The sequence below is a fragment of the Amycolatopsis sp. lyj-23 genome, assembly GCF_046549135.1.
Classification (GTDB): domain Bacteria; phylum Actinomycetota; class Actinomycetes; order Mycobacteriales; family Pseudonocardiaceae; genus Amycolatopsis.
In genome coordinates, this window is the sequence record NZ_JAJPWN010000015.1 from 256,444 (window position 1) to 278,047 (window position 21,604).

Annotated in this window: 14 protein-coding genes and 1 riboswitch; of the genes, 5 read left to right on the forward strand and 9 right to left on the reverse strand. The window is 71.7% G+C overall.

Translation table 11 applies throughout. The annotated features are described in order from the left end of the window. Nucleotides 1–97: 97 nt before the first annotated feature. Together ACLJPY_RS34310 and ACLJPY_RS34315 are read left to right on the forward strand one after the other, a co-directional pair. Complete coding sequence (locus ACLJPY_RS34310; RefSeq protein ID WP_410595006.1) at nt 98–1,504, forward strand: hypothetical protein; 1,407 nt, start codon at nt 98–100, stop codon at nt 1,502–1,504. 191 nt (nt 1,505–1,695) lie between these two features. Continuing rightward, nucleotides 1,696–2,847: an FAD-dependent monooxygenase gene (locus tag ACLJPY_RS34315; protein WP_410595008.1), complete on the forward strand. Its 1,152-nt coding sequence runs from the start codon at nt 1,696–1,698 to the stop codon at nt 2,845–2,847. Here the strand turns inward: ACLJPY_RS34315 and metH are convergent. Beyond that, nucleotides 2,829–6,458 (reverse strand): methionine synthase, encoded by a 3,630-nt coding sequence (gene metH, locus ACLJPY_RS34320; protein ID WP_410595010.1) that lies wholly within the window; start codon nt 6,456–6,458, stop codon nt 2,829–2,831. The genes ACLJPY_RS34315 and metH overlap by 19 nt on opposite strands. 14 nt (nt 6,459–6,472) lie before the next feature. Next, nucleotides 6,473–6,551: riboswitch (S-adenosyl-L-homocysteine riboswitch) on the reverse strand. 260 nt (nt 6,552–6,811) lie between these two features. Between metH and ACLJPY_RS34325 the strand changes: the two genes are divergently transcribed. Beyond that, nucleotides 6,812–7,672: a TIGR03619 family F420-dependent LLM class oxidoreductase gene (locus ACLJPY_RS34325; RefSeq protein ID WP_410595012.1), complete on the forward strand. Its 861-nt coding sequence runs from the start codon at nt 6,812–6,814 to the stop codon at nt 7,670–7,672. 88 nt (nt 7,673–7,760) lie between these two features. Here the strand turns inward: ACLJPY_RS34325 and ACLJPY_RS34330 are convergent, their stop codons facing one another. Continuing rightward, the gene (locus tag ACLJPY_RS34330; protein WP_410595014.1) at nt 7,761–9,161 is read right to left on the reverse strand and encodes a sugar porter family MFS transporter; all 1,401 of its coding nucleotides are present in this window, start codon (nt 9,159–9,161) and stop codon (nt 7,761–7,763) included. A 347-nt stretch (nt 9,162–9,508) separates the two neighbouring features. On the opposite strand from ACLJPY_RS34330, the gene ACLJPY_RS34335 reads away from it, so the two are divergent. Then, entirely contained in the window at nt 9,509–12,214 is a 2,706-nt protein-coding gene (locus ACLJPY_RS34335; RefSeq protein WP_410595016.1) for a cellulose binding domain-containing protein, read from the forward strand. A 336-nt stretch (nt 12,215–12,550) separates the two neighbouring features. Here the strand turns inward: ACLJPY_RS34335 and ACLJPY_RS34340 are convergent, their stop codons facing one another. From ACLJPY_RS34340 to ACLJPY_RS34360, 5 genes are read right to left on the reverse strand one after another with little or no spacing between them, the layout of a single operon-like run. Further along, nucleotides 12,551–13,552, reverse strand: a complete 1,002-nt coding sequence (locus ACLJPY_RS34340; RefSeq protein WP_410595018.1) for a zinc-dependent alcohol dehydrogenase family protein — start codon at nt 13,550–13,552, stop codon at nt 12,551–12,553. A gap of 28 nt (nt 13,553–13,580) precedes the next feature. After that, entirely contained in the window at nt 13,581–14,282 is a 702-nt protein-coding gene (locus ACLJPY_RS34345; protein WP_410595020.1) for an HAD family hydrolase, read from the reverse strand. Then, entirely contained in the window at nt 14,279–15,103 is an 825-nt protein-coding gene (locus ACLJPY_RS34350) for a carboxymuconolactone decarboxylase family protein (RefSeq protein ID WP_410595022.1), read from the reverse strand. The genes ACLJPY_RS34345 and ACLJPY_RS34350 overlap by 4 nt, the downstream gene beginning before the upstream one ends. A 29-nt stretch (nt 15,104–15,132) precedes the next feature. Further along, a complete protein-coding gene (locus ACLJPY_RS34355; protein WP_410595024.1) occupies nt 15,133–15,912 on the reverse strand; it encodes an AfsA-related hotdog domain-containing protein in 780 nt (259 codons plus the stop codon). A 59-nt stretch (nt 15,913–15,971) separates the two neighbouring features. Further along, nucleotides 15,972–17,423: a hypothetical protein gene (locus ACLJPY_RS34360; RefSeq protein ID WP_410595026.1), complete on the reverse strand. Its 1,452-nt coding sequence runs from the start codon at nt 17,421–17,423 to the stop codon at nt 15,972–15,974. A gap of 510 nt (nt 17,424–17,933) precedes the next feature. Between ACLJPY_RS34360 and ACLJPY_RS34365 the strand changes: the two genes are divergently transcribed. Continuing rightward, complete coding sequence (locus tag ACLJPY_RS34365) at nt 17,934–19,118, forward strand: cellulose-binding domain-containing protein (protein ID WP_410595028.1); 1,185 nt, start codon at nt 17,934–17,936, stop codon at nt 19,116–19,118. Nucleotides 19,119–19,341: 223 nt separating this feature from the next. Here the strand turns inward: ACLJPY_RS34365 and ACLJPY_RS34370 are convergent, their stop codons facing one another. Both ACLJPY_RS34370 and ACLJPY_RS34375 read right to left on the reverse strand, forming a co-directional pair. After that, nucleotides 19,342–20,337 (reverse strand): aldo/keto reductase, encoded by a 996-nt coding sequence (locus ACLJPY_RS34370; RefSeq protein ID WP_410595030.1) that lies wholly within the window; start codon nt 20,335–20,337, stop codon nt 19,342–19,344. Nucleotides 20,338–20,373: 36 nt separating this feature from the next. After that, on the reverse strand, nt 20,374–21,567 hold the full coding sequence (locus tag ACLJPY_RS34375) for an AGE family epimerase/isomerase (RefSeq protein WP_410595032.1): 1,194 nt from the start codon (nt 21,565–21,567) through the stop codon (nt 20,374–20,376). Nucleotides 21,568–21,604: the final 37 nt, after the last annotated feature.

The following is a 21,604-nucleotide window of genomic DNA, read 5'->3' on the forward strand; positions in this document are numbered from 1 at the left end:
CACATCGCGGACGCGGATTCATCCGGAATTCGAGACACCGCAACCACCCGGCGGCCAGGATGGGCGGCGCCCCGTTCCCCGACGTGAGGATCCGAGGATGAGCCGCTCGTCCGCCATGGCCGTCGCCGCACTGGTGACCGCCGCGGTCCTGACCCCCGCCACCGCCCACGCCGCGAGCCCGCCGTTCACCTCCTCGGTCTTCGAAGCGACCCACAACAGCTACTCGGGCAACGTCGACGGGGCCAAGAACTCCCTCGCCTACCAGCTCGACCACGGCGTGCGGTTCCTGGAACTCGACGTGCACGACAACGGCTACGCGACCGCGCACGACTACGGCGTCGGGCACGACTCCCCCGGCAACCTCGTGGACCACAGCGGCGGCAACCCGGCGTCGAACAACCTGCGCGACTGGCTGGCCGTGGTGAACACGTGGTCGGCGCAGCACCCGGCCGCCGCGCCGATCGTCGTCATGCTCGACCTCAAGGACGACCTGACCGACAACCCCTCGTTCGCGGACGGCAACCTGACCGCGCTCAACCAGGAGCTGGAGTCGGTGTTCGGCGCTCGGCTGCTGCGCGCGCAGGACTACCCGGCGGCGCAGCCGGACGTCGACGCGCTGCGCGGGCGCGTGCTGCCGCTGCTGTCCGGCGACGCCGGCTCCCGCACCGAGTACAAGCGCGACGTCGGCTACCACCCGGCGGTCGCGCTCAACGGCCGCGGCCAGGTCGTCGAGGTGCACGACTCTGGCGCGGGCGCGCTCTGGTACTGGACCGGGACCTACGGCGCCGACGGGCGCATCACCTGGCTGCGGCACGGCAAGTACGACAGCGGGCAGACGCCCGCCGTCGCGTTGAACGACAACGGCGACCTCGTCGAGGTGCACCAGTCGCAGACCGCCGCCACGCTCTGGTACCACGTCGGCAAGCTCGGCGCGGACGGCGAGATCACCTGGCAGGCGTCCCACCAGTACGACAACGGCGTCCTGCCGACGGTCGCCTTCACCGACGCGACGCACCTGCGGGAGATCCACCAGAGCCAGAGCAGCAGCCAGAACTGGACCTGGAACGGCGTGCTCGCGGGCGCCACGGTGTCATGGACCGGCAACGCGAAGACGTCCGACGCGCGGTTCGCCAAGGCCACCGCCACGAGCGCCGGCCGCACGGTGTCGGTGTGGACCGGCGCGGACGGCCCGACGCCGTCGAACACCCTGCGCGTGGACACCGCCGGCACCACCGGCGACCGGATCCGCTACCGGCAGGTGGCCTTCGACGAGTTCCAGCAGGGCGACAGCGCCGAACTCCGCCAGGGCGCGCTGTTCTACGGCGCACCGGCGACGGAGTCGGCGTTCATCACCTCCGCGCGGCAGGCGGGGAAACTGGTCCGCGGCTGGGACTTCGACTCCGCCAGCCAGGCGACCACTCCCCTGGCGAACTACCCGGCGACCAACCACCCGTACGACGCTTGGTACCAGAACCTGGTCACGCAGAACGGCGCGGTCGAGTAGCGGACCACGGGCGACGGCCCGGAACTGTCGGTGGTCTCCGGTAGCGTGGAAAACGGGGGGGCGCCCCCGCGGCCGGCGGCGGCGCTTCGCCGGGGCGCGCCCGGTCGACAGCGCCGGATCCGAGGACGGCTGACGGCGACCGTCAGCGCTTCGCCAGGAACCGGTAAGCCGTCCCCGCGAAGCTCGGCGGCATGAAGAACCTGCACGTCCTGATCTCCGGCGCGAGCATCGCCGGCCCCGCCCTCGCCGGTCTGCTGACCCGCGCCGGCTGCACCGTCACCGTCGTCGAACGCGCTCCGGCGCTGCGGTCCGGCGGGCAGGCCGTCGACTTCAAAGGCGCCACCCACCGGACCGTCCTGGCGCGCATGGGCCTCCTCGACGAGGTCCTGCGCCGGCAGACCGGCGGGCAGGACCAGACGATCGTCGACGCCGCCGGGCGCCCGCGGGCGGTGATCCCCGGCGAGTTCACCGGCGGCGAGATCGAGATCCGCCGCGGCGACCTGGCGGAGCTCCTGTACGAGCGCTCCGGCTGCGAGTACCTGTTCGGCGACACCATCACGTCGCTGACCGAGACGGCCGGCGGTGTCGACGTCACCTTCGCGCACGCGGCGCCGCGGCGGTTCGACCTCGTCGCCGGCGCCGACGGCATCCACTCGAACGTCCGGCGGCTGGCGTTCGGCCCGGAACGCGGCTACGTGCAGTACCTCGGCCACCACTACGCCCTCGCCGAACTCGGCGAGGACCTCGCCCGCGGCGAAGCGGAGATGTACAACGAGCCGGGCCGGATGGCCGCGGTCGGCGGCCCGAAGGCGTCGGCGTTCTTCGTCTTCGCCTCGCCCGAGCTCGACTACGACCGCACCGACACCGCCCGGCAGCGGCAGCTGCTGGTGGACGCCTACCGGGGCGCCGGCTGGCGGGTGCCGGAGCTGATGGCCCGGATCCCGCAGGCCCGCGAATTCCACCTGGACTCGCTCAGCCGGGTCACGATCGACCGGTACTCCCGCGGCCGGGTCGTGCTGCTCGGCGACGCCGCTTACGGCAACACCCTCGGCGGCTTCGGCACCGGCCTGGCGGTCGTCGGCGCGTACGTGCTCGCAGGCGAGCTCCTCGCCGCGGACGGCGACCACCGGATCGCCTTCGCCCGCTACGAGGAGCTTATGCGGGACTACGCGAAGGTCTCGCAGCGCGGCAGCGCCGGGCCGTTCCTGGCGCCGCCGTCCCCGCTCCGGATCAAGCTGCGGGACTGGACGTTCAAGTCCCGCTTCCTGCTCGGCCTGCTGCTCAAGGCGACCGACGGGTTCGCCACCGGCATCGAACTGCCGGACTACGCCTCGGGGTCGTAGGCGAGGTTCGGCCGCAGCCACTGCTCGACCTCGGCGACCTCGACACCCTTGCGGCGGGCGTAGTCCTCGACCTGGTCGCGGCCGAGCCGTCCGACGGTGAAGTAGCGGGAGTCCGGGTGGGCGAAGATCAGCCCGGACACGCTCGCCGCCGGCGTCATCGCGAACGACTCGGTCAGGGCCATCCCGAGTTCGTCCGCGGCCAGCAGGTCGAACAGCTCGCGCTTCTGGCTGTGGTCGGGGCTGGCCGGGTAGCCCAGTGCCGGGCGGATGCCGCGGAACCGCTCGGCGTGCAGGTCCGCCAGCTCCGGCTGCGCGTCCGGCTCGAACCAGTCGCGGCGGGCACGCAGGTGGATGTGCTCGGCGAAGGCCTCGGCGAGCCGGTCGGCCAGCGCCTTGACCATGATCGCGCGGTAGTCGTCGTGTTCGGCCTCGAACCGCTTGGCCAGCTCGTCGGCACCGTGGATGGCCACCGCGAAACCGCCGAGGTGGTCGCCGACCGGCGCGATGTAGTCGGCCAGACAGCGGTTCGCCCGGTCTTCGGGCTTGGCCGTCTGCTGCCGCAGCATCGGGAACTTGACGTGCGCGTAGTCGCCGTCCAGCAGGATGTCGTCGCCTTCGCTGTGCGCCGGCCAGAACGCGTACGCGCCCTTCGCGGTGAAGCTGCCGTCGGCGATGATCTGGTCCAGCAGGGTGTTCGCGTCGTCGAACAGCTCGCGGGCGACCGGCTGCTCCAGGATCGCCGGGTACTTGCCCTTGAGCTCCCAGGCCAGGAAGAGGAACTGCCAGTCGACCATCTCACGCAGTTCCGCGATGCCCGGCTCGACCACGCGGACGCCGGTGAACGCCGGGGCCGGCAGGCCGTCGAACGCGACCTTCTCGGGGTTCGCGCGGGCCTGTTCGAGGGTGAGCATCGGACGGCGCTGCTTGCTCGCGTGCTGCTCGCGCAGCACTTCCTGGTCCGCCCGGTTCTTCTCGGCCAGCGCGATCGAGCGGTCCGGGTCGAGCAGGTCGGACACGACGCCGACCACGCGCGAGGCGTCCAGGACGTGGACGGTCGCGTTGTCGTAGACCGGGGCGATCTTGACCGCGGTGTGCTGCTTGGACGTCGTCGCGCCGCCGATGAGCAGCGGCATCTTCAGGCCGCGCCGCTGCATCTCGGTGGCGACGGCGACCATCTCGTCCAGGGACGGCGTGATCAGCCCGGAGAGCCCGACGGCGTCGGCGCCTTCGGTCACCGCGGTGTCGAGGATCTTGCCCGCCGGCACCATCACGCCGAGGTCGATGACCTCGTAGTTGTTGCAGCCGAGCACGACGCCGACGATGTTCTTGCCGATGTCGTGGACGTCGCCCTTGACCGTGGCCAGCACGACTTTGCCCTGGCCACCGGTCGAGGCCAGCCGGCCCTCCTGGCGCGCCTTCTCCTTCTCCGCCTCCATGTACGGCTCGAGGTAGGCGACGGACCGCTTCATCACGCGCGCGCTCTTGACCACCTGCGGCAGGAACATCTTGCCGGAGCCGAACAGGTCGCCGACGATCTTCATGCCGTCCATCAGCGGGCCCTCGATGACGTCGAGGGGCCGCGCCAGCTGCTGCCGCGCCTCTTCGGTGTCTGCCTCGATGTAGTCGACGATGCCGTGGACCAGGGCGTGGGACAGGCGCTCGCCGACCGTGCCTTCGCGCCAGGAGAGGTCCACGACGCGCTTGGTGCCGCTGCCCTTGACGTTCTCGGCGAAGCTCACCAGCCGGTCGGTGGCGTCTTCGCGGCGGTCGAAGAGCACGTCCTCGACCAGTTCCAGCAGGTCCTTCGGGATGTCCTCGTAGACCGCGAGCTGGCCGGCGTTGACGATGCCCATGTCCAGCCCGGCCTTGACGGCGTGGAACAGGAACGCCGAGTGCATCGCCTCGCGCACCACGTCGTTGCCGCGGAAGGAGAACGACAGGTTCGAGATGCCGCCGCTGGTCCGGGCACCGGGACAGCGCTGCTTGATCCGGGGCAGGGCGTCGATGAACGCCTTCGCGTAGCCGTTGTGCTCGGCGATGCCGGTGGCGACGGCGAGGACGTTCGGGTCGAAGATGATGTCCTCGCCGGCGAAGCCCGCCTTCTGCGTCAGCAGGTCGTACGCGCGGCCGCAGATCTCGACCTTGCGGTCGGCGGTGTCGGCCTGCCCCTGCTCGTCGAAGGCCATCACGACGACGCCGGCGCCGTAGTTCCGGATGGTGCGGGCCTGGGCGAGGAACGGCTCCTCGCCCTCCTTGAGGCTGATCGAGTTGACCACGCCCTTGCCCTGCAGGCAGCGCAGGCCCGCTTCGAGCACGCTCCACTTGGAGCTGTCGACCATCACCGGGATCCGGGCCACCTCGGGCTCGGTGGCGATCAGGTTGAGGAACGTCGTCATCGCCTGCTCGGATTCGAGCAGGTCGGCGTCCATGTTGACGTCGAGCAGGTTGGCCCCGCCGCGGACCTGCTCCAGCGCGACGTCGACGGCGCCGGCGTGGTCGCCGGACTCGATGAGCCGCCGGAACCGCTTCGAGCCGGTGACGTTCGTCCGCTCGCCGATCATCACGAAGCCGGTATCGGCGCCGATGCCGAACGGCTCGAGGCCGCTGACGCGCGTGTGCGTGCGCGGGGCCGGCACCTCCCGCGGCGTGACGCTCTTGGCGGCCGCAGCGATCTTCGCGATGTGCGCCGGGCTCGTGCCGCAGCAGCCGCCGACCAGGTTGACCAGGCCTTCGCGGGCGAACCCGCCGACCAGCCCGGCCGTCTCCTCCGGGGTCTCGTCGTAGCCGCCGAACGCGTTCGGCAGGCCGGCGTTGGGGTGGCAGGCGACGTAGGTGTCGGCGAGCCGGGAGAGCTCCTCGACGTGCGGGCGCATCTCGGCGGCCCCGAGCGAGCAGTTCACGCCGACGACCAGCGGTTTCGCGTGCTCGATCGAGCTCCAGAACGCCTCGACGGTCTGCCCTGACAGCGTCCGGCCGCTCAGGTCCACGATCGTCACCGAGATCCACAGCGGCAGCTGCGGCGCGACCTCCCGCGCGGCGGCGATCGCGGCCTTGCAGTTGAGCGTGTCGAAGATCGTCTCGACCAGCAGCAGGTCTACGCCGCCCTCGGCGAGGCCGGCGATCTGCTCCGCGTAGGCCGCCTTGACCTGCTCGAACGTGACCGCCCGGTACGCGGGGTCGTCGACCTTGGGCGAGAGGCTGAGGGTGACGTTGAGCGGGCCGATCGACCCGGCAACGAACCTGCCGCCCGCTTCGTCGGCGGCCTGGCGGGCCAGCTGCGCGCCACGGACGTTCATCTCGTGGACGTAGGCCTGCAGGCCGTAGTCGGCCTGGCCGATGCTGGTCGCGGTGAAGGTGTTGGTCGTGGTGATGTCCGCGCCCGCGGCCAGGTACTGGCGGTGGACGTCGAGGATGACGTCCGGGCGGGTGAGGTTCAGCAGGTCGGGGTCGCCGGTGACGTCGTGGGTGTGCTCGCCGAAGCGGTCGCCGCGGTAGTCGGCCGGGGTCAGCCCGGCGCCCTGCAGCATGGTGCCCCAGGCGCCGTCGAGGACGGCCACCCGCTGGTCCAGCAGCGCGCGCAACCTGGCTTCGGACTCGTGCGGGGTGTTCACCGGCAGCCTCCCTCGGTCGGGAGGCGCCCTTGCGTGGTCAGTCCCGGTCGAGCGTGGCGGACCCCGTGGTCCGTTGCAGCGCCTCTCGACCTGTGGTCCACGGTATCGGATCCGGGCCCGCGCACGCCATCCCGCCCCGCCCTCGTGCCCACGGAGTGGGACACCGTCCTTGATCGTCCACAGTGGAGCGTCTGGTCCACCCTGCACCTCCGGTCGTGCCCGCGACTGCCGGCCCCCAGTGTCCCAGCCCGCCATCGAACACCCCTCAAGGCCACTTCGCGTGGCGCTGCACTCACGCAGCGCGACCGCCCGGCCGTCTTGAAAACTGAAACACGTTCTAATACACTCCGCGGGTGGACTACGGAATCGTGCTGTTCACCAGCGACCGGGGGATCACCCCGGCGGCCGCCGCGCGCGCCGCGGAGGCCGCGGGGTTCTCGACCTTCTACGTCCCCGAGCACACCCACATCCCGGTCAAGCGCGAGTCACCCCACCCGCGCACCGGCGACGCCTCCCTGCCCGACGACCGCTACAGCCGGACCCTCGACCCGTGGGTCGCGCTGGCGACGGCGGCCGCGGTCACCTCCCGCATCCGGCTGTCGACCGCCGTGGCGCTGCCCGTGGAGAGCGACCCGATCACCCTGGCCAAGACGATCGCCAGCCTCGACCACCTCTCCGGCGGCCGCGTCACGCTCGGCGCCGGCTTCGGCTGGAACGTCGACGAGCTCACCGACCACGGCGTGCCCGGGAACCGCCGCCGCACCGCGCTGCGCGAGTACCTCGAAGCGATGAGTGCACTGTGGACACAGGAAGAGGCCGCCTACGACGGGGAGTTCGTCTCCTTCGGACCGAGCTGGGCGTGGCCGAAGCCGGTGCAGGCCCACATCCCGGTGCTGCTCGGCGCGGGCCCGGCGGAGAAGACGTTCCGCTGGATCGCCCGCCACGCCGACGGCTGGCTCACCACCCCGGCCGACACCGACCTCGACGGGCACGTGGCACTGCTGAAGGAAATCTGGCGTTCCGAAGGGCGCGTCGGTGCGCCGCGGATCTGCGCGCTCGGCGAGCGGCCGGATCCGCGGCGCCTGGCGCACTTGGCTTCCCTGGGCGTGACCGAGACGATCTTCGGGCTCCCCGACCGTTCGCCCGAAGAAGTCGAGGAGTGGATCGGGCGGTTGGCCGGGAAACTCGCCCTCGCCGGCGTCCCGGCGTCGTGACGGGTCTCCCGGCCGGCACCCGGGAGACGATCCGCCGCAACTCCCGGTGTGCGGCCGGCCGCCACACACCGGGAGCACCCCCCGGGGGTCAGCTCTCGGCCGCGACGCCCTGGCGCGCCCGCAGGTCGAGTTCGATCTGCTCCAGGGAACGACCCTTGGTCTCCGGAACCAGCCACTTGGTCAGCCCGAACAGCACCACGTTCACCCCGGCGAACAGGAACATCGAGCCGCCGATGCCGAGGGACTTCGGGTCGGAGATGATCGGGAACACCGCGCTCACGATGCCCGTCGCCGCCCAGAGGACCACGCTGCTGACGCCCATGCCCGTCGCCCGGTACTTCAGCGGGAACACCTCGGACATCATCACCCAGACGACCGCGCCCCAGCCGAGTTCGTAGCCCACCAGGTACAGCACCATCATCACCAGCATCAGCAGGCCGCGCGTGCCGGTGTCGTGGACGTTCAGCACCACCAGCCCGGCCGCCACCAGCGTCACCACCATGATCACGTTGCCGATGAGCAGCAGCGGCTTGCGGCCCCAGCGGTCCACCACGAACACGACCCACGCGGTGAACAGGAACTTCGTCACGCCCAGCAGCACGCCCGAAAGCAGGGCGGCCTGCGTGGCGAAGCCGAGGCCGATCAGCATCGTCGGGAAGTACGCGTTGATCGCGTTGACGCCGCTGAACTGCTGGCCGATCGCGAGCAGCAGCGCGACGACGACCATCGGCCGCACGAACCCGGAGAACAGGTCGCGGATCCGCGGCTTCTCCTCCGTGTCGAGCCGGATGACCTCGTGGATGGTCGCGATCTCCTCGTCGAGGTCGACGGTGCTGCCGTGCGCGCTCGCCAGCACGCGCCGGGCCTCGTCCTCCCGGCCGTTCTTGACCAGCCACCGAGGGGTTTCCGGCAGGAACACCAGCCCGATCAGCAGGACCACCGCGGGCACGATCGCGCCGGCGAACATCCAGCGCCACGCCGAAACCGGGCCGAGCCAGTAGCTGACCAGGAACGCGATCAGGATGCCCAGCACGATGAAGATCTGGTTGAGCGCGCCCATCGCGCCCCGCCACTTCGCCGGGGCCAGCTCGGACAGGTAGGTCGGGACGGTCGACGACGAAAGCCCGATCCCCAGCCCGATGATCAGGCGCGAGAGCACCAACAGCACGAACGTCGGCGAAAAGCTCGCCGCCAGCGTGCCCACGATGACCACACCCGCGGCGACCATGATGGTGCGGCGGCGGCCGAGAGCTTCGTTGGTGCGGCTGGAGAACAGCGCGCCGACGATGGCCCCGACCGACAGGCTGGCGGTGACCACGCCCTTGTCCCAGCTGGTCAGCGCCCACAGTTTCCCGATGAACGGGAGCACCCCGGAGATCACGCCGAGGTCGTAGCCGAAGAGGATGCCGCCCAGTGCACCGAAGAAGTACAACGTGGGTCGGCTGATGTGCCGCGCCGGGGCTGTCAGTGCCCTTGACGGATCGGTCATTGCCGGGTCGCCTCTTTCGTAGGTCCAGTCCAGCCAGCGGGCACCACACTCACACGCCGCAAAATGGCGGGCAAGAAGGTCCGAGGTAACAATTCAGAAACCTGATTGCCGTTCAGATATGTGACTCCGGCAAAACCGGCGTCCACCGCTCGCGAACGGCCGGCCGCCGACCCGCCGATTCCACTGTGGACAGTCTGGATCGCCGAAATCGTCGAATGCTTTACAACGGTCCGAGCGCTGGTTTACCTTCGCTCTGGAAGCGCTCCCAGACCGTGGAGGCAGAGGTGCACACCGTCGTGCCGAGAACTCATTCCCCGTCCAGGTCCCGCTCAGCGAGACGGCTGTTCGTGTCCGCGCTCGCCGTTCTGCTGCCCACCGCCCTCGCGGTCACCGTCGGCGCCCCGGCCTCCCCGGCCGCACCGGCGGCCGCCGCCACCACGTGGCGCAACGCGGAGATCGACGGCGGCGGCTTCGTCCCCGGGATCGTCTTCAACCAGACCGAACCCGGGCTCGTCTACGCCCGCACCGACATCGGCGGGGCGTACCGCTGGAACACCGCCACCGGGCGCTGGCTCCCCCTGCTGGACTCGGTCGGCTGGACCGATTGGGGGCACAACGGCGTCGTCAGCCTGGCCACCGACGCGGTCGACCCGAACCGGGTCTACGTCGCGGCCGGGATGTACACCAACAGCTGGGACCCCGGCAACGGCGCGATCCTGCGGTCGGCCGACCGCGGCGCGACCTGGCAGGCCGCCGCGCTGCCGTTCAAGCTCGGCGGCAACATGCCCGGCCGCGGCATGGGCGAGCGGCTGGCGATCGACCCCAACCGCAACAGCGTCCTCTACCTCGGCGCGCCGAGCGGCAACGGGCTGTGGCGCAGCACGGATTCCGGCGTCACGTGGGCGAAGGTGACCGCCTTCCCGAACGCCGGCAACTACGCACCCGACCCGAGCGACACGACGGGCTACCAGAGCGACAACGAGGGTGTCACCTGGGTGACGTTCGACCCGTCGACCGGGACCCGCGGCAGCACCACGCAGACGATCTACGTCGGCGTCGCGGACAAGCAGAACACCGTCTACCGCAGCACCGACGGCGGCACGACGTGGGCGCGGCTGGCCGGGCAGCCCACCGGGTACCTGGCGCACAAGGGCGTGGTCGACCCCGTTGGCGGCTACCTCTACCTCGCGACCAGCGACACCGGCGGCCCCTACGACGGCGCGAAGGGCGACGTCTGGAAGTACGCCACGAAGACCGGCACCTGGACGCGGATCAGCCCGATCCCCTCCGACAGCTCGGACGACTACTTCGGCTACAGCGGCCTGACGATCGACCGGCAGCACCCCGGCACGCTGATGGTCGCCACGCAGGTCTCGTGGTGGCCGGACGTGATCTTCTTCCGCAGCACCGACGGCGGCGCCACCTGGACCCGGATCTGGGACTTCTCCAGCTACCCCGACCGGTCGCTGCGGTACACCCAGGACATCTCCTCGGTGCCGTGGCTGACCTTCGGGACGCAGCCCGCGCCCCCGGTGCCGTCGCCGAAGCTCGGCTGGATGACCGAGTCGGTCGAGATCGACCCCTTCGACTCGGACCACCTGCTCTACGGCACGGGCGCGACCGTCTACGGCACGTCCGACCTCACGAAGTGGGACACCGGCGGGAAGATCACGATCAAGCCGGTCGTCGGCGGCCTCGAGGAGACCGCCGTGCTCGACCTGATCAGCCCGCCGTCGGGTGCTCCCCTGCTGTCGGGCCTCGGCGACATCGGCGGGTTCCGGCACGACAGCCTCGACGCGGTCCCGGCCACCATGTACACGCAGCCGGTGTTCACCACGACCACCAGCCTCGACTACGCCGAGCTGTCACCGGCGACCATCGTGCGCGTGGGCACGCTGGACCGGTCCGCGCGGCCGAACGACAACCGGATCGCCTTCTCCACCGACGGCGGCAAGAACTGGTTCCAGGGTGCGGAGCCGGGCGGGAACGCGAGCGGGGGCACGGTGGCCGCGGCCGCCGACGGCAGCCGGTTCGTCTGGAGCCCGGACGGCGCCAACGTCAGCTACACGACCGGGTTCGGGTCGTCGTGGACGACGTCGACCGGCATCCCGGCCGGCGCGGTGGTCGAGGCCGACCGGGTCGACCCGAAGCGGTTCTACGGGTTCGCGGCGGGCCGGTTCTACGTCAGCACCGACGGCGGCGCGACGTTCACCGCGACCGCGGCCACCGGCCTGCCCACCGGCTCGGCGCACTTCAAGGCGCTGCCGGGCGTCGCCGGGGACGTCTGGCTGGCCGGCGGTTCCGGCACGGCGTACGGCCTCTGGCATTCGACCGACTCGGGCACATCCTTCACGAAGCTGGCGAACGTCGCCGAAGCCGACAACATCGGGTTCGGCAAGGCGGCACCCGGCCGGACGTACCCGGCCTTGTACGCGATCGCGAAGATCGGCGGGGTGCGCGGGATCTTCCGGTCCGACGACGCCGGCGGGTCCTGGACGCGGATCAACGACGACCAGCACCAGTACGGCAACATCGGCGCGGCGCTGACCGGCGACCCGCGGGTGTACGGCCGGGTCTACGTGGGCACCAACGGCCGCGGGGTGATCGTGGGCGAGTCCGGCGGCAGCCAGCCGCCGCCGCCGACGAGCACCACCCCCACGACGACCACCACCACTACGACAAGCACGACCCCGACCACCACCCCGACGACTACCACCACCCCAGTGCCGTCCGGTTCCTGCACGGAGGCCTACACGGTCACCAACCAGTGGCAGGGCGGGTTCCAGGCCTCGGTGAAGGTGGGCAACACCGGCGCGGCGGCGGTCACCGGGTGGACGGTGACGTGGACGTTCGCCGACGGCCAGAAGGTCACGCAGGCGTGGAACGCGCAGGTCACCCAGAGCGGTGCGGCGGTGACGGCGGCCGACGCCGGGTGGAACCGGACCATCCCGGCGGGCGGGAGCGCGGAGTTCGGGTTCACCGGGAGTTCGGGGATGGTGAACTCCCGGCCGAACTCGATCTCGCTCAACGGCCGGGCCTGCACGACGGCCTGACCGAAACCCCGAAAGCCACCTCGAGGAGGTCGGGGTTCCTCGAGGTGGCTTCCGGAGCGTCCGATGCGCGGACCGAAGGGGGTTTCAACCCACCCCCAGGCGGTTGAAACCCCCTCCCCGCGCCCCCAGTGCGGGAACTCCGCCCGAGCAGCCGCAGCCTGCTCGGGCGCTGTCCCGGTGACCTCCACTCTTCCCGTTGCCGACGGCAGCCGCCATTCCTGCCCAAAGGGGACTTTTTCGGCCGCGCACACCCCTGCTGACCAGCGAAAACACGATCCGCAGGTACCGGATATACCCAGCCGGGCCCGCAAAAGTTACCCGGCGGGCAGCCCGCGCTCAGGCGCTCTCCAGCACGACCTTCCCGATGTGGCTGCCCGACTCCAGGTGCTTGAGGGCCTCGGCGACCTCGTCGAAGGCGAACCGGCGGTCGATCACCGGCTTCAGGCCGGTCCGCTCGATCGCGGTGTTCATCGCCTGGAACGTCTCGCGGGAGGCGTTGGTGAGGCCGCGCAGGGTCAGCTGCTTGACCAGCACCAGGATCGGGTCGGCGCCGCCTTCGTGGGTCAGGACGCCGGCGACGCTGACGCGGCCGCCGTACCGCGCGGCGAGCATCGACTGGCCGATCGTGCCGCCGCCGCCCACGTCGACGACGTGGTCGACGCCGCCGCCGGTCAGCTCGGCCACCGCCGCACCCCACTCCGGGGTGGTCGTGTGGTTGAGCGTCTCGGCGGCGCCCAGTTCGCGCAGCCGCTCCAGCTTCTCCTCCGAGCCCGACGTCGAGACGACGTGGGCGCCGCCGAGCGCGGCGAACTGCAGCGCGAAGGTCGACAGGCCGCCGCTGCCGAGGGTGAGCACCGTCTGGCCCGGCGCCAGGCCGCCTTCTTCGACGACCGCCCGCCACGCCGTGACCCCGGCGCTGGGGAGGGTGGCCGCTTCGGCGTAGTCGAGGTGCGCGGGCACCGCGACCAGGGCGTCTTCGGCGAAGACCGCGTACTCCGCGAGCACGCCGTCGAGCGTGCCGGCCAGGTCGTCCGCGGTCTTCTCCGGCGTGCCGGGCCCGGCCAGCCAGTCCGGGAAGTACGTCGCCGCGACCCGGTCACCCGCGGCCCAGGCCCGCACCCCCGCGCCGACGGCGACGACCTCGCCCGCACCGTCGGACAGCGGGATCACGTCCGGCTTCACCGGCTTCGGGTAGAAACCCTTGAGGATCATCAGGTCGCGGGCGTTGACCGCCCACCCGCGCAGCCGGACGAGGACCTGTCCGGGCCCGGGTTCGGGCACGTCGCGCTCGCCCAGGACGAGCCCGGCGCCGGGGCGGGGCAGGGAAAAGAACTTCACAACGGCTCCAAAGGGGTCGGGGAACTCCTCAACGAGGCCAGTGTGTCGAAGCCGCGAGCTCCCCGTCGACGATCGCCAGCAGTTCCGGGGTCAGCCCGGCGAGCGACGTGGCGAAGTGGCGGACGCCGAGGGCGGCCATGAACTCGCGCTGCCGTGCGTGGGCCGGGCTCGACGGGAACCCGACGAAGCCGGCGCCGTGCGCGCGGGCGTCCTCGGCGACGCGGCTGACGTCGTCGACGAACACGATCTCGTCGAAGCCGGCGCCGAGCACGGACCGGGTGATGTGGTCGACGCCCGGGCGGTGCTCGTTGATGCTCACGTAGGGCACCTCGGGGTCGAGCAGGTGGACGAAGTCGCCCAGGTACCGGTCGAAGGTGTGCTCGCGCGTCCGGCCGCCGTAGCAGACGACCCGCACCGGCAGCTTCGCCAGCGCCTCCAGGCAGTCCTGCGCGCCGTCGGCGACGCGGATGGGGTGCTCGGCCAGGTAGTCCTGCCGCGCGGCCCACAGCTGCTTCAGCGTCTCTTCGGCCGGCTGGTCGAGCCCGCAGAGCCGGGTGACCTTCTCGGCGACGACGATGTCGCGCAGCCCGATGACGTCCCGCTCGGCCGCGGCGTCGTACACCCCGCCGTGCTCGGTGACGAACCGGGCGATCATGGCCAGGTAGGTGTCGTCGATGAGCACGCCGTCGCAGTCGAGCGCGACCACGCGCAGCTTCTCGAACCGGGTCACCGCTGCGCGAACACTTCGCGCGCGGCGGCGACGGCGTTCAGCGCGGCCGGGAAGCCGCAGTAGAACGCCAGGTGCAGCACGGTTTCCACGACCTCCTGCTCGGTGCCGCCGACGTTGAGCAGCCCGTGGATGTGCACCTTCAGCTGCGGCAGCGCGGTGCCGAGCGCGACGCACGCGGCGATCGTGACGATCTCGCGGTGGCGCAGGCTCAGGTGCGGGCGGGAGTAGATCTCGCCGAAGGTGAACTCGACGATGTACGTGGCCAGGTCCGGAGCGATGTCGCGCAGGCCCTCGGCCACCCGCTCCCCCGCCTCGCCGTCGACGGCCTTCATCGCGGCCAGGCCGCGCTCGTAGCGGTCCTCGATGCCCGCCCACGGCACTTCGGTGTCCCCGCTGTCCTCGCCGGCCGGTGCCTGCTCTTCGCCGGGCAGACCGTCGAAGACCGCCTTGAGCGCCGTCAGGGCGTTGAGCGTGGCCGGGAACCCGGCGAACGAGCTGACGTGGATGACGGCCTCGACCAGCTGGTGGCGGGTGCAGCCGACGTTGAGCGCGGCCTTGGCGTGGAACTGCAGCTGCGAGCCGGCGTAGCCGAGGGCGGTGAGCGCGGCGACGGTCACCAGCTGCCGCTCCGGCAGTGGCAGGCCGGGCCGGTGGTAGACGTCGCCGTAGATGAACCCGACGCACTGCTGCCCGAATTCGGCTTCCCCGATGCTTTCGAACAGGTCCAGCACGGCGGGCCGGTCCGCCCCGCCGAGCTGCTGGATGAGTTTCAGGCCCTGGGCGAAGGACGCGGAGCGGTCCTGCTGCTGCAGGTCGGACATCGTGGGGTGGTTCCCTTCCGTAAGTGGGCTCAGCCGAGGTAGGCCCGCGTGGCCTGGTCGGCCTTGCGGTGTTCGAGGGTGTCGATGCGCCCCTGCACGACCATCGAGTACTCGATGACCGCGGTGGCCACGGTGCGCCCCTGCTGGCGCACCGACGTCGTGGCGCGGAACTTCAGGTTGGTCTCCCGGCCGAGGTCGGACTCGACGATCAGCGATTCGACCGTGGCCGGCAGGGGGAACAGGAAGTCCTCGAAGGACAGGTCGATCCGCTTCCACACGCCGGCGTACCGGGCCGGGGGCAGGCCGGGGCGGATCGCGGTTTCGAACTGGGCGATGCAGATCTGGCGCATCGCCTCGACGATCACGATGCCCTGCACGTGCTCACCGGTGTGGTGGTCGAGGACGAGCTCGTTGTCCCGGTGGATCCGCAGCTCGGCCCGGCAGTGCCGCGGCAGGGGGCTGTGCACGCCCGCCAGCAGCACGTTCTCCGGCCGGCTCTTGTGGACGACCACGGGTGGCGCCCACGGCTGCCGGAACGCCGCCGGGTCCGCCAGGCGGACCGCGCCTTCGCTCTTGTCGCAGGCGGCTTCGAGCAGGTCGCCGTCCGTCGCGTCGATGCCCTGGCCGAAGTGGACGATCCAGTGGCCGTCCGACGCCGCCAGGCCGCCGGAGTCCAGCAGGGCCAGCAGGCCCGAGAGCGTGAACACCCGGTCCCCCCGGGCGAACTGCGCGAAGCGGTCGGCGACCACGACGACGTCCCGCCGCGTGTGCCCGGCGAACCCCCAGTCCTGCTCACTCTCGGTTTCCACGTCCGGGCACGGGAAATCGTGTGGTGCCACTCCGGGCGCCTCCGTCTTCGGGTCTGGGGTCACGGCCGCGCCGACGCGTGGGCGTCCAGCAGTGCCTCGGCGAGGTGGCGGGCGGTCACGGCCGAGCGCCAGCGCGGCCCGGACAGCTCGGTGGCCATCACCTTCAGCATGGCACGCACCATGTCCGGTTGTTTGCCCACGCCCGCGTCGAGCAGCGGGGCCACCTGCGCGGCGGCGCCGTCGAGATCGTCGAGCCGCAGGTGCGCGCGGCCCGTGTCGATCCGGATCATCGGATCCATGGCTTCCCAGCGGTTCTCCAGCGACAGCTGCTCGAAGGCCTCGCGGGCGGTGGTGAATTCGCGCAGCGCGGCCGAAGCCTGCCCGACCGAGAGCAGCGACGTGCCCGCCATGTAGTGCCGCCGGTCTTTGGTGATGTTGAAGAAGCTGTCGTCGCCACCCGCCCCGAGGTCCGGGTCCTCGATCGTGGTCCAGCGCGCGATCGCGTCCAGCACCTGCGGCTCGGCCTGCACCGACGACCAGCCGCGCGCCTCGGCCAGGATCAGCGGCGCGTCGGTGAGCCGCCCGCCCACCTGGTAGTTGAGCCCGTCGGCGGCGAGCTTCGCGGACTCGATGCCGTTGCCGGCCCAGAACGCCACCCGGGCCTGGGACGTGCGCACCCAGCGGCGGGCGAGGAAGTCGTCGGCGTACTGGGTGTAGAGCCAGGCCGCGGAGTTGAGCTCGCGCGAGAGCCGGTAGCGGCCGAGGTCGCCGGCGATCCAGGCCATCATCGCCGTCGACTTCGCCCCGACGAGCAGCAGCTCCTGGGTCTGCTTCGGCCGCTGCCTGCCCTTCAGCAGCGCCGAGGTCCGCGATTCGATCACCGCGAGCTGGCCGAGGATGGACTCCGGACTGGTCCGGGTGTAGGCGCCGCCGAGGAAGTCCAGATCGGCCCAGAGGTCTTCGAGCTGGACGGTGTCGACGTTGGTCTTGGTCAGCTGGATGGCGGCTTCGAGGGCGCTCCCGCCGAGCTCCTCGTCCGCACGGGCGTCGGTGCGCGCGACGGCCGCGACGGCGGCGGCGGGTGGCGCTTCGGGTTCGGGGGACGGCTGCATCTCGGCGTGGTACTCGGCGAGGTCCTTGGCCGGCAGCTGCTCGAGGTCGCGCAGGCCCAGCAGGCACTTCCAGTCGGTGCCGTAGACCTGGGCCAGCACCCGCAAGGCGGCGACGGTGGGCCGGACCCCGCGCTCGGGCCACTGCTCGTACTCCCAGATCCGCGTGCCGCGCATGCCCGCGCGAGGGTCTCCGGTGACGGCGTTGTACTGGTGCGCCGCGACGTCGAGCGAGAGCTCGGACGCCAGCCGCCACGCGGTGCGCGGGGGGATCCGGCATTCGGCGACGAGGTTCTTCGCCACCTGCGCCGGGATCGCCGCCTCGGGGAAGCCCAAGGCGGTCAGCCGCTCGCGCAGTTGTGCACGGTAGGGCTTACTCCCTGGTTTGGCCTGTCGACTCATCGTTCATCCAACGATTTCCGGAGTACGGGTGCACCCCGACGACAGTACCGCAGCGTGACAGCGGGAGCCCAGGCCGTCACGGGAGCGGGAACAGTGCGGTTTCCGAGAGGTTGAGGACGCAACGGTCATTCCTTCTGAGAGCGCTCCCAATTCCGTGGCCGGACGCTCGTCCGGTGATCTTGCGGCGGAATTTCGGATTCCACCCCAACGGCGGCGTCCCGGCCGTCGGGGCGGTGGCGCAGTGCGACCGGGAGATGCTTTGCCCGCCAACGGCTTCCGCCGTTCAGGAGCGTTCAGTGGAGAGCACGGGCGCACCGGCTGCGGAAAACGGACCACCGGATCGGGCCGCGTCCGGGTCGCTCTTTACAAGCGCGACACAGCGGGGTTACCTTTCCGGCGGCTGGAAGCGCTCCCATGCCAGGTCGCCTCGCCAGAACGCGGCCACCACCCAGGGGCGCCGTGGTGCAGGCCACGGCGCCCCTGTCCGCGTCCCCGGGAGGAGCCCACCCCATGAACAGGTTCGCCGGCGCCCTCGCCGCGCTCTGCCTCGCCGCGGCGGGCACCACCGCGGTCGTCGTGGCCGCTCCGGCCGCCGCGGCCCCCGCGTGCTCGGTCGACTACCGCGTCAACCAGTGGCAGTCCGGGTTCACCGCGGACATCACCGTGACCAACGGCCCGGCCGCGGTCTCCTCCTGGACGCTCACCTGGCACTACGCGGGCACCCAGTCGGTGACGTCCGCCTGGAACGCCACCGTCCGCCAGACCGGGACCGCGGTCACCGCGCAGAGCCTCTCCTACAACGGCGCCCTTCCCGCCGGCGGCACGGCCTCCTTCGGGCTCCAGGGCACCTACAGCGGGACGAACGCGACGCCCACGGACTTCGCGCTGAACGGCGTCTCGTGCGGCGACCCCGCTCCCCCGTCGTCCACGACACCGACGACGACGACACCGACGACCACGCCCACCACTCCCACCACGACGCCGACCACGACGACGTCGGGCCCGCCGCCCGCCGGCTGCACGAGCGCGACGATCTGCGACGACTTCGAGCAGCAGACCGGCAGCACCCCGGCCGGCCGCTGGACCGTCGGCGCGGCGAACTGCCAGGGCACCGGCACGGTCGCCGTCGACCCGACGGTCGCGCACTCGGGCACCCGCTCGGTCAAGGTGACCGGCCAGGGCGGCTACTGCAACCACGCGTTCCTCGGCACCGGCCTCACCGGTATTTCGGGCCCGCTGTTCGGCCGGTTCTGGGTCCGCCACACGACCCCGCTGCCCACCGGGCACGTGGCGTTCATGGCGCTGCGCGACACCGCGGACGGCGGCCGCGACCTGCGCGCCGGCGGTCAGAACCGCGCCCTGCAGTGGAACCGCGAGTCCGACGACGCGACGCTGCCCGCGCAGAGCCCGGCGGGGGTGGCCCAGAGCGTCCCGCTGGCCACCGGCACGTGGTCCTGCTTCGAGTTCGAGGTCGACGGCGCCGCCGGGCAGCTGCGGACGTGGCTCAACTCGACCGAAGTACCGGGCCTGGTGGTGGACGGGGTCCCGACCCCCGACATCGACCAGCAGTGGCTGGCCCGCGCGTGGCACCCGGCACTGACGGACCTGCGCCTCGGCTGGGAGAGCTACGCGGGCGACGCGGACACGCTGTGGTTCGACGACGTGGCCCTGGGCAGCAGCCGGATCGGCTGCTGACCGGGAGGCCCCCTGTTCACCGGTGCGGCTCGGTCAGCGGCGCCCGAGCCGCGCCGGTCACCGGGAGGCCGGCCCGGTCGAGGCGGCCACCACGACCGGCGCCGGCCATGGGTTCGGCCGGGCCGCCGGACCGGCCGCCACTTCGATCGGCGCCGGTCACCGGCCGAGACCACGCCGCGGGCCGAGGCACCGCCCGACCGGCGGCACTCACCCGGCCGGCCTGCTACTCACCCAAGATGCGCTCGATACGAGCCAGCTCGTCGTCGGCGAACTCGAGGTTCGCGGTCGCCGCCACCGTGTTCTCCAGCTGGGCCACACTGCTCGCGCCGATCAGCGCCGACGTGACGCGGCCGCGGCGCAGGACCCAGGCGATCGCCAGCTGGGCCAGTGTCTGGCCGCGGTCCTTCGCCACGTCGTTCAGCGCGCGGATCGTCGTCAGCGTGTCCTCGGTCAGCCGGTCACGCGTGAGGAACGGGCTGGTGCCCGCCGCGCGCGAGTCGGCCGGGACGCCGTCGAGGTAGCGGTCGGTCAGCAGGCCCTGGCTCAGCGGGGAGTACGCGATCGAGCCGACGCCGTGCTCCTCGAGGGTGTCAAGCAGGCCGTCCTCGACCCAGCGGTCCAGCATCGAATACCGCGGCTGGTGGAGCAGCAGCGGCGTGCCGAGCTCCTTCAGCGCCGCGAGCGCGGCCTCGGTCTGTTCGGGCGAGTAGTTCGAGATGCCCGCGTACCGGGCCTTTCCCGATCGGACGGCGGTGTCGAGCGCGCCCATCGTTTCCTCGATCGGCGTGTCGGGGTCGGGGCGGTGCGAATAGAAGACGTCGAAGTGGTCCAGTCCGGTGCGGGCCAGGCTCCGGTCGAGGCTGGCCAGGAGGTTCTTCCGGGAACCCCATTCGCCGTACGGGCCGTCCCACATCAGGTAGCCCGCCTTGGACGACACCAGGATCTCGTCGCGGTAGGGCCGGAAGTCGGCGGCGAAGTGGCGCCCGAAGTTGGCCTCGGCCGAGCCGGGCGGCGGGCCGTAGTTGTTGGCCAGGTCGAAGTGCGTCACCCCGAGGTCGAACGCCCGGCGCAGCACCGCCCGCTGGACGTCGAGGGGCTTGTCGTCCCCGAAGTTGTGCCAGAGGCCGAGCGACACGGCGGGCAGCTTCAGCCCGCTGCGCCCGGCCCGCCGGTACGGCATGTCCGCGTACCGGTTTTCGGCCGCGACGTGAGGCGACATGGTGCTCCTTGGGAGATGAGGGACGGCGAGCGCAGTCTAGTCGCGCGGGAGGAGCGCGCCGGCGAACGACGCCGCGGGCGGCAGTTGCGGCAGCAGCGTCGCCTGGTAGGCGTGGTAGACGTCCGGTTTGCCCGCCCAGACCGTCGCGGCGGGACGGTTGTCCGGGTCGAGTTCGTGGTGCCACGAACCGAGTTCCCGGTCGACGAAGCAGCGTTCGGCGTGGTCGCACCAGTCCCGGAACCGGTCGAGGTAGGCCGGGTCGCCGGTTTCCTGGTGCAGCGTCCACGCCGCGGCCAGCGCCTCGGCGACCACCCAGTGCAGCCGGGTGCGCACCACCGGCGTCCCGGCGAAGTCGGTCGTGTAGACGAAGCCCGGCCGTCCGTCGACGGCCCAGCCGTACCGCACGCCCGCCTCGAACAGCGCGGCCGCGTCGGGCACCAGCCACGCCGGCGCGTCTTCGCCGAGGGCCCGTCCGAGGTGGACGGCCAGCCGCGCCCACTCGAAGAGGTGCCCGATCGTCGCGCCGAACGGGCGGAACGGGTGGGCCGGTTCGCCGCGGTTGAACTCCAGCCGCACGTGCCAGTCCGCGTCGTAGTGCTCCGGGAGCAGCCAGCCGTGCGCGCGGGCCTCGCCGTGCACCAGCCGCTCCACAATGGACAGTGCGCGCCGCGCCCACACCGCGTCGCCGGTGACGTCGGCGGCGGCCAGGAACGCTTCGACGGTGTGCATGTTGGCGTTGGCGCCGCGGTAGTCCTCCAGGTGGGTCCAGCCGCGGTCCCAGACGTCGGCGACGAGCCCGGCCTCCGGTTCCCAGAACCGGCGTTCGACGGTGTCCAGGGCCTCGGCCAGCAACGCCGGCGCGCCGTCGGCCCCGGCCGCGGTGGCGCTCGCCGCGGCCAGCACGACGAACGCGTGCTCGTACGCCCGTTTCTCGTCGACGGCGGCCGAGGCGTACCAGCCGCCGTGGCGGGCGTCCCGCAGCGGGCCGGTCAGCGCCGCGACGCCGTGGGCGACCAGGGCGGCGGTGTCCGCTCCCCGCAGCGACGCCAGCGCGAAGACGTGCGTCATCCGGCAGGTGATCCAGGTTTCGACGGGCCGGTCGAGCACCGGCCGCCCGGCGTCGTCGAGCCAGGCGAACCCGCCGCCCGGGTGGGCCGCGGCGCCGGCGAAACCGAGCAGCCGGGCGGGTTCGGCCCGCACCCAGGCGGGAACCGAAGACGGACTGTCCACTCTCTGCCTTTCTCGAGGGGCGCGCCCGGTGCGACGG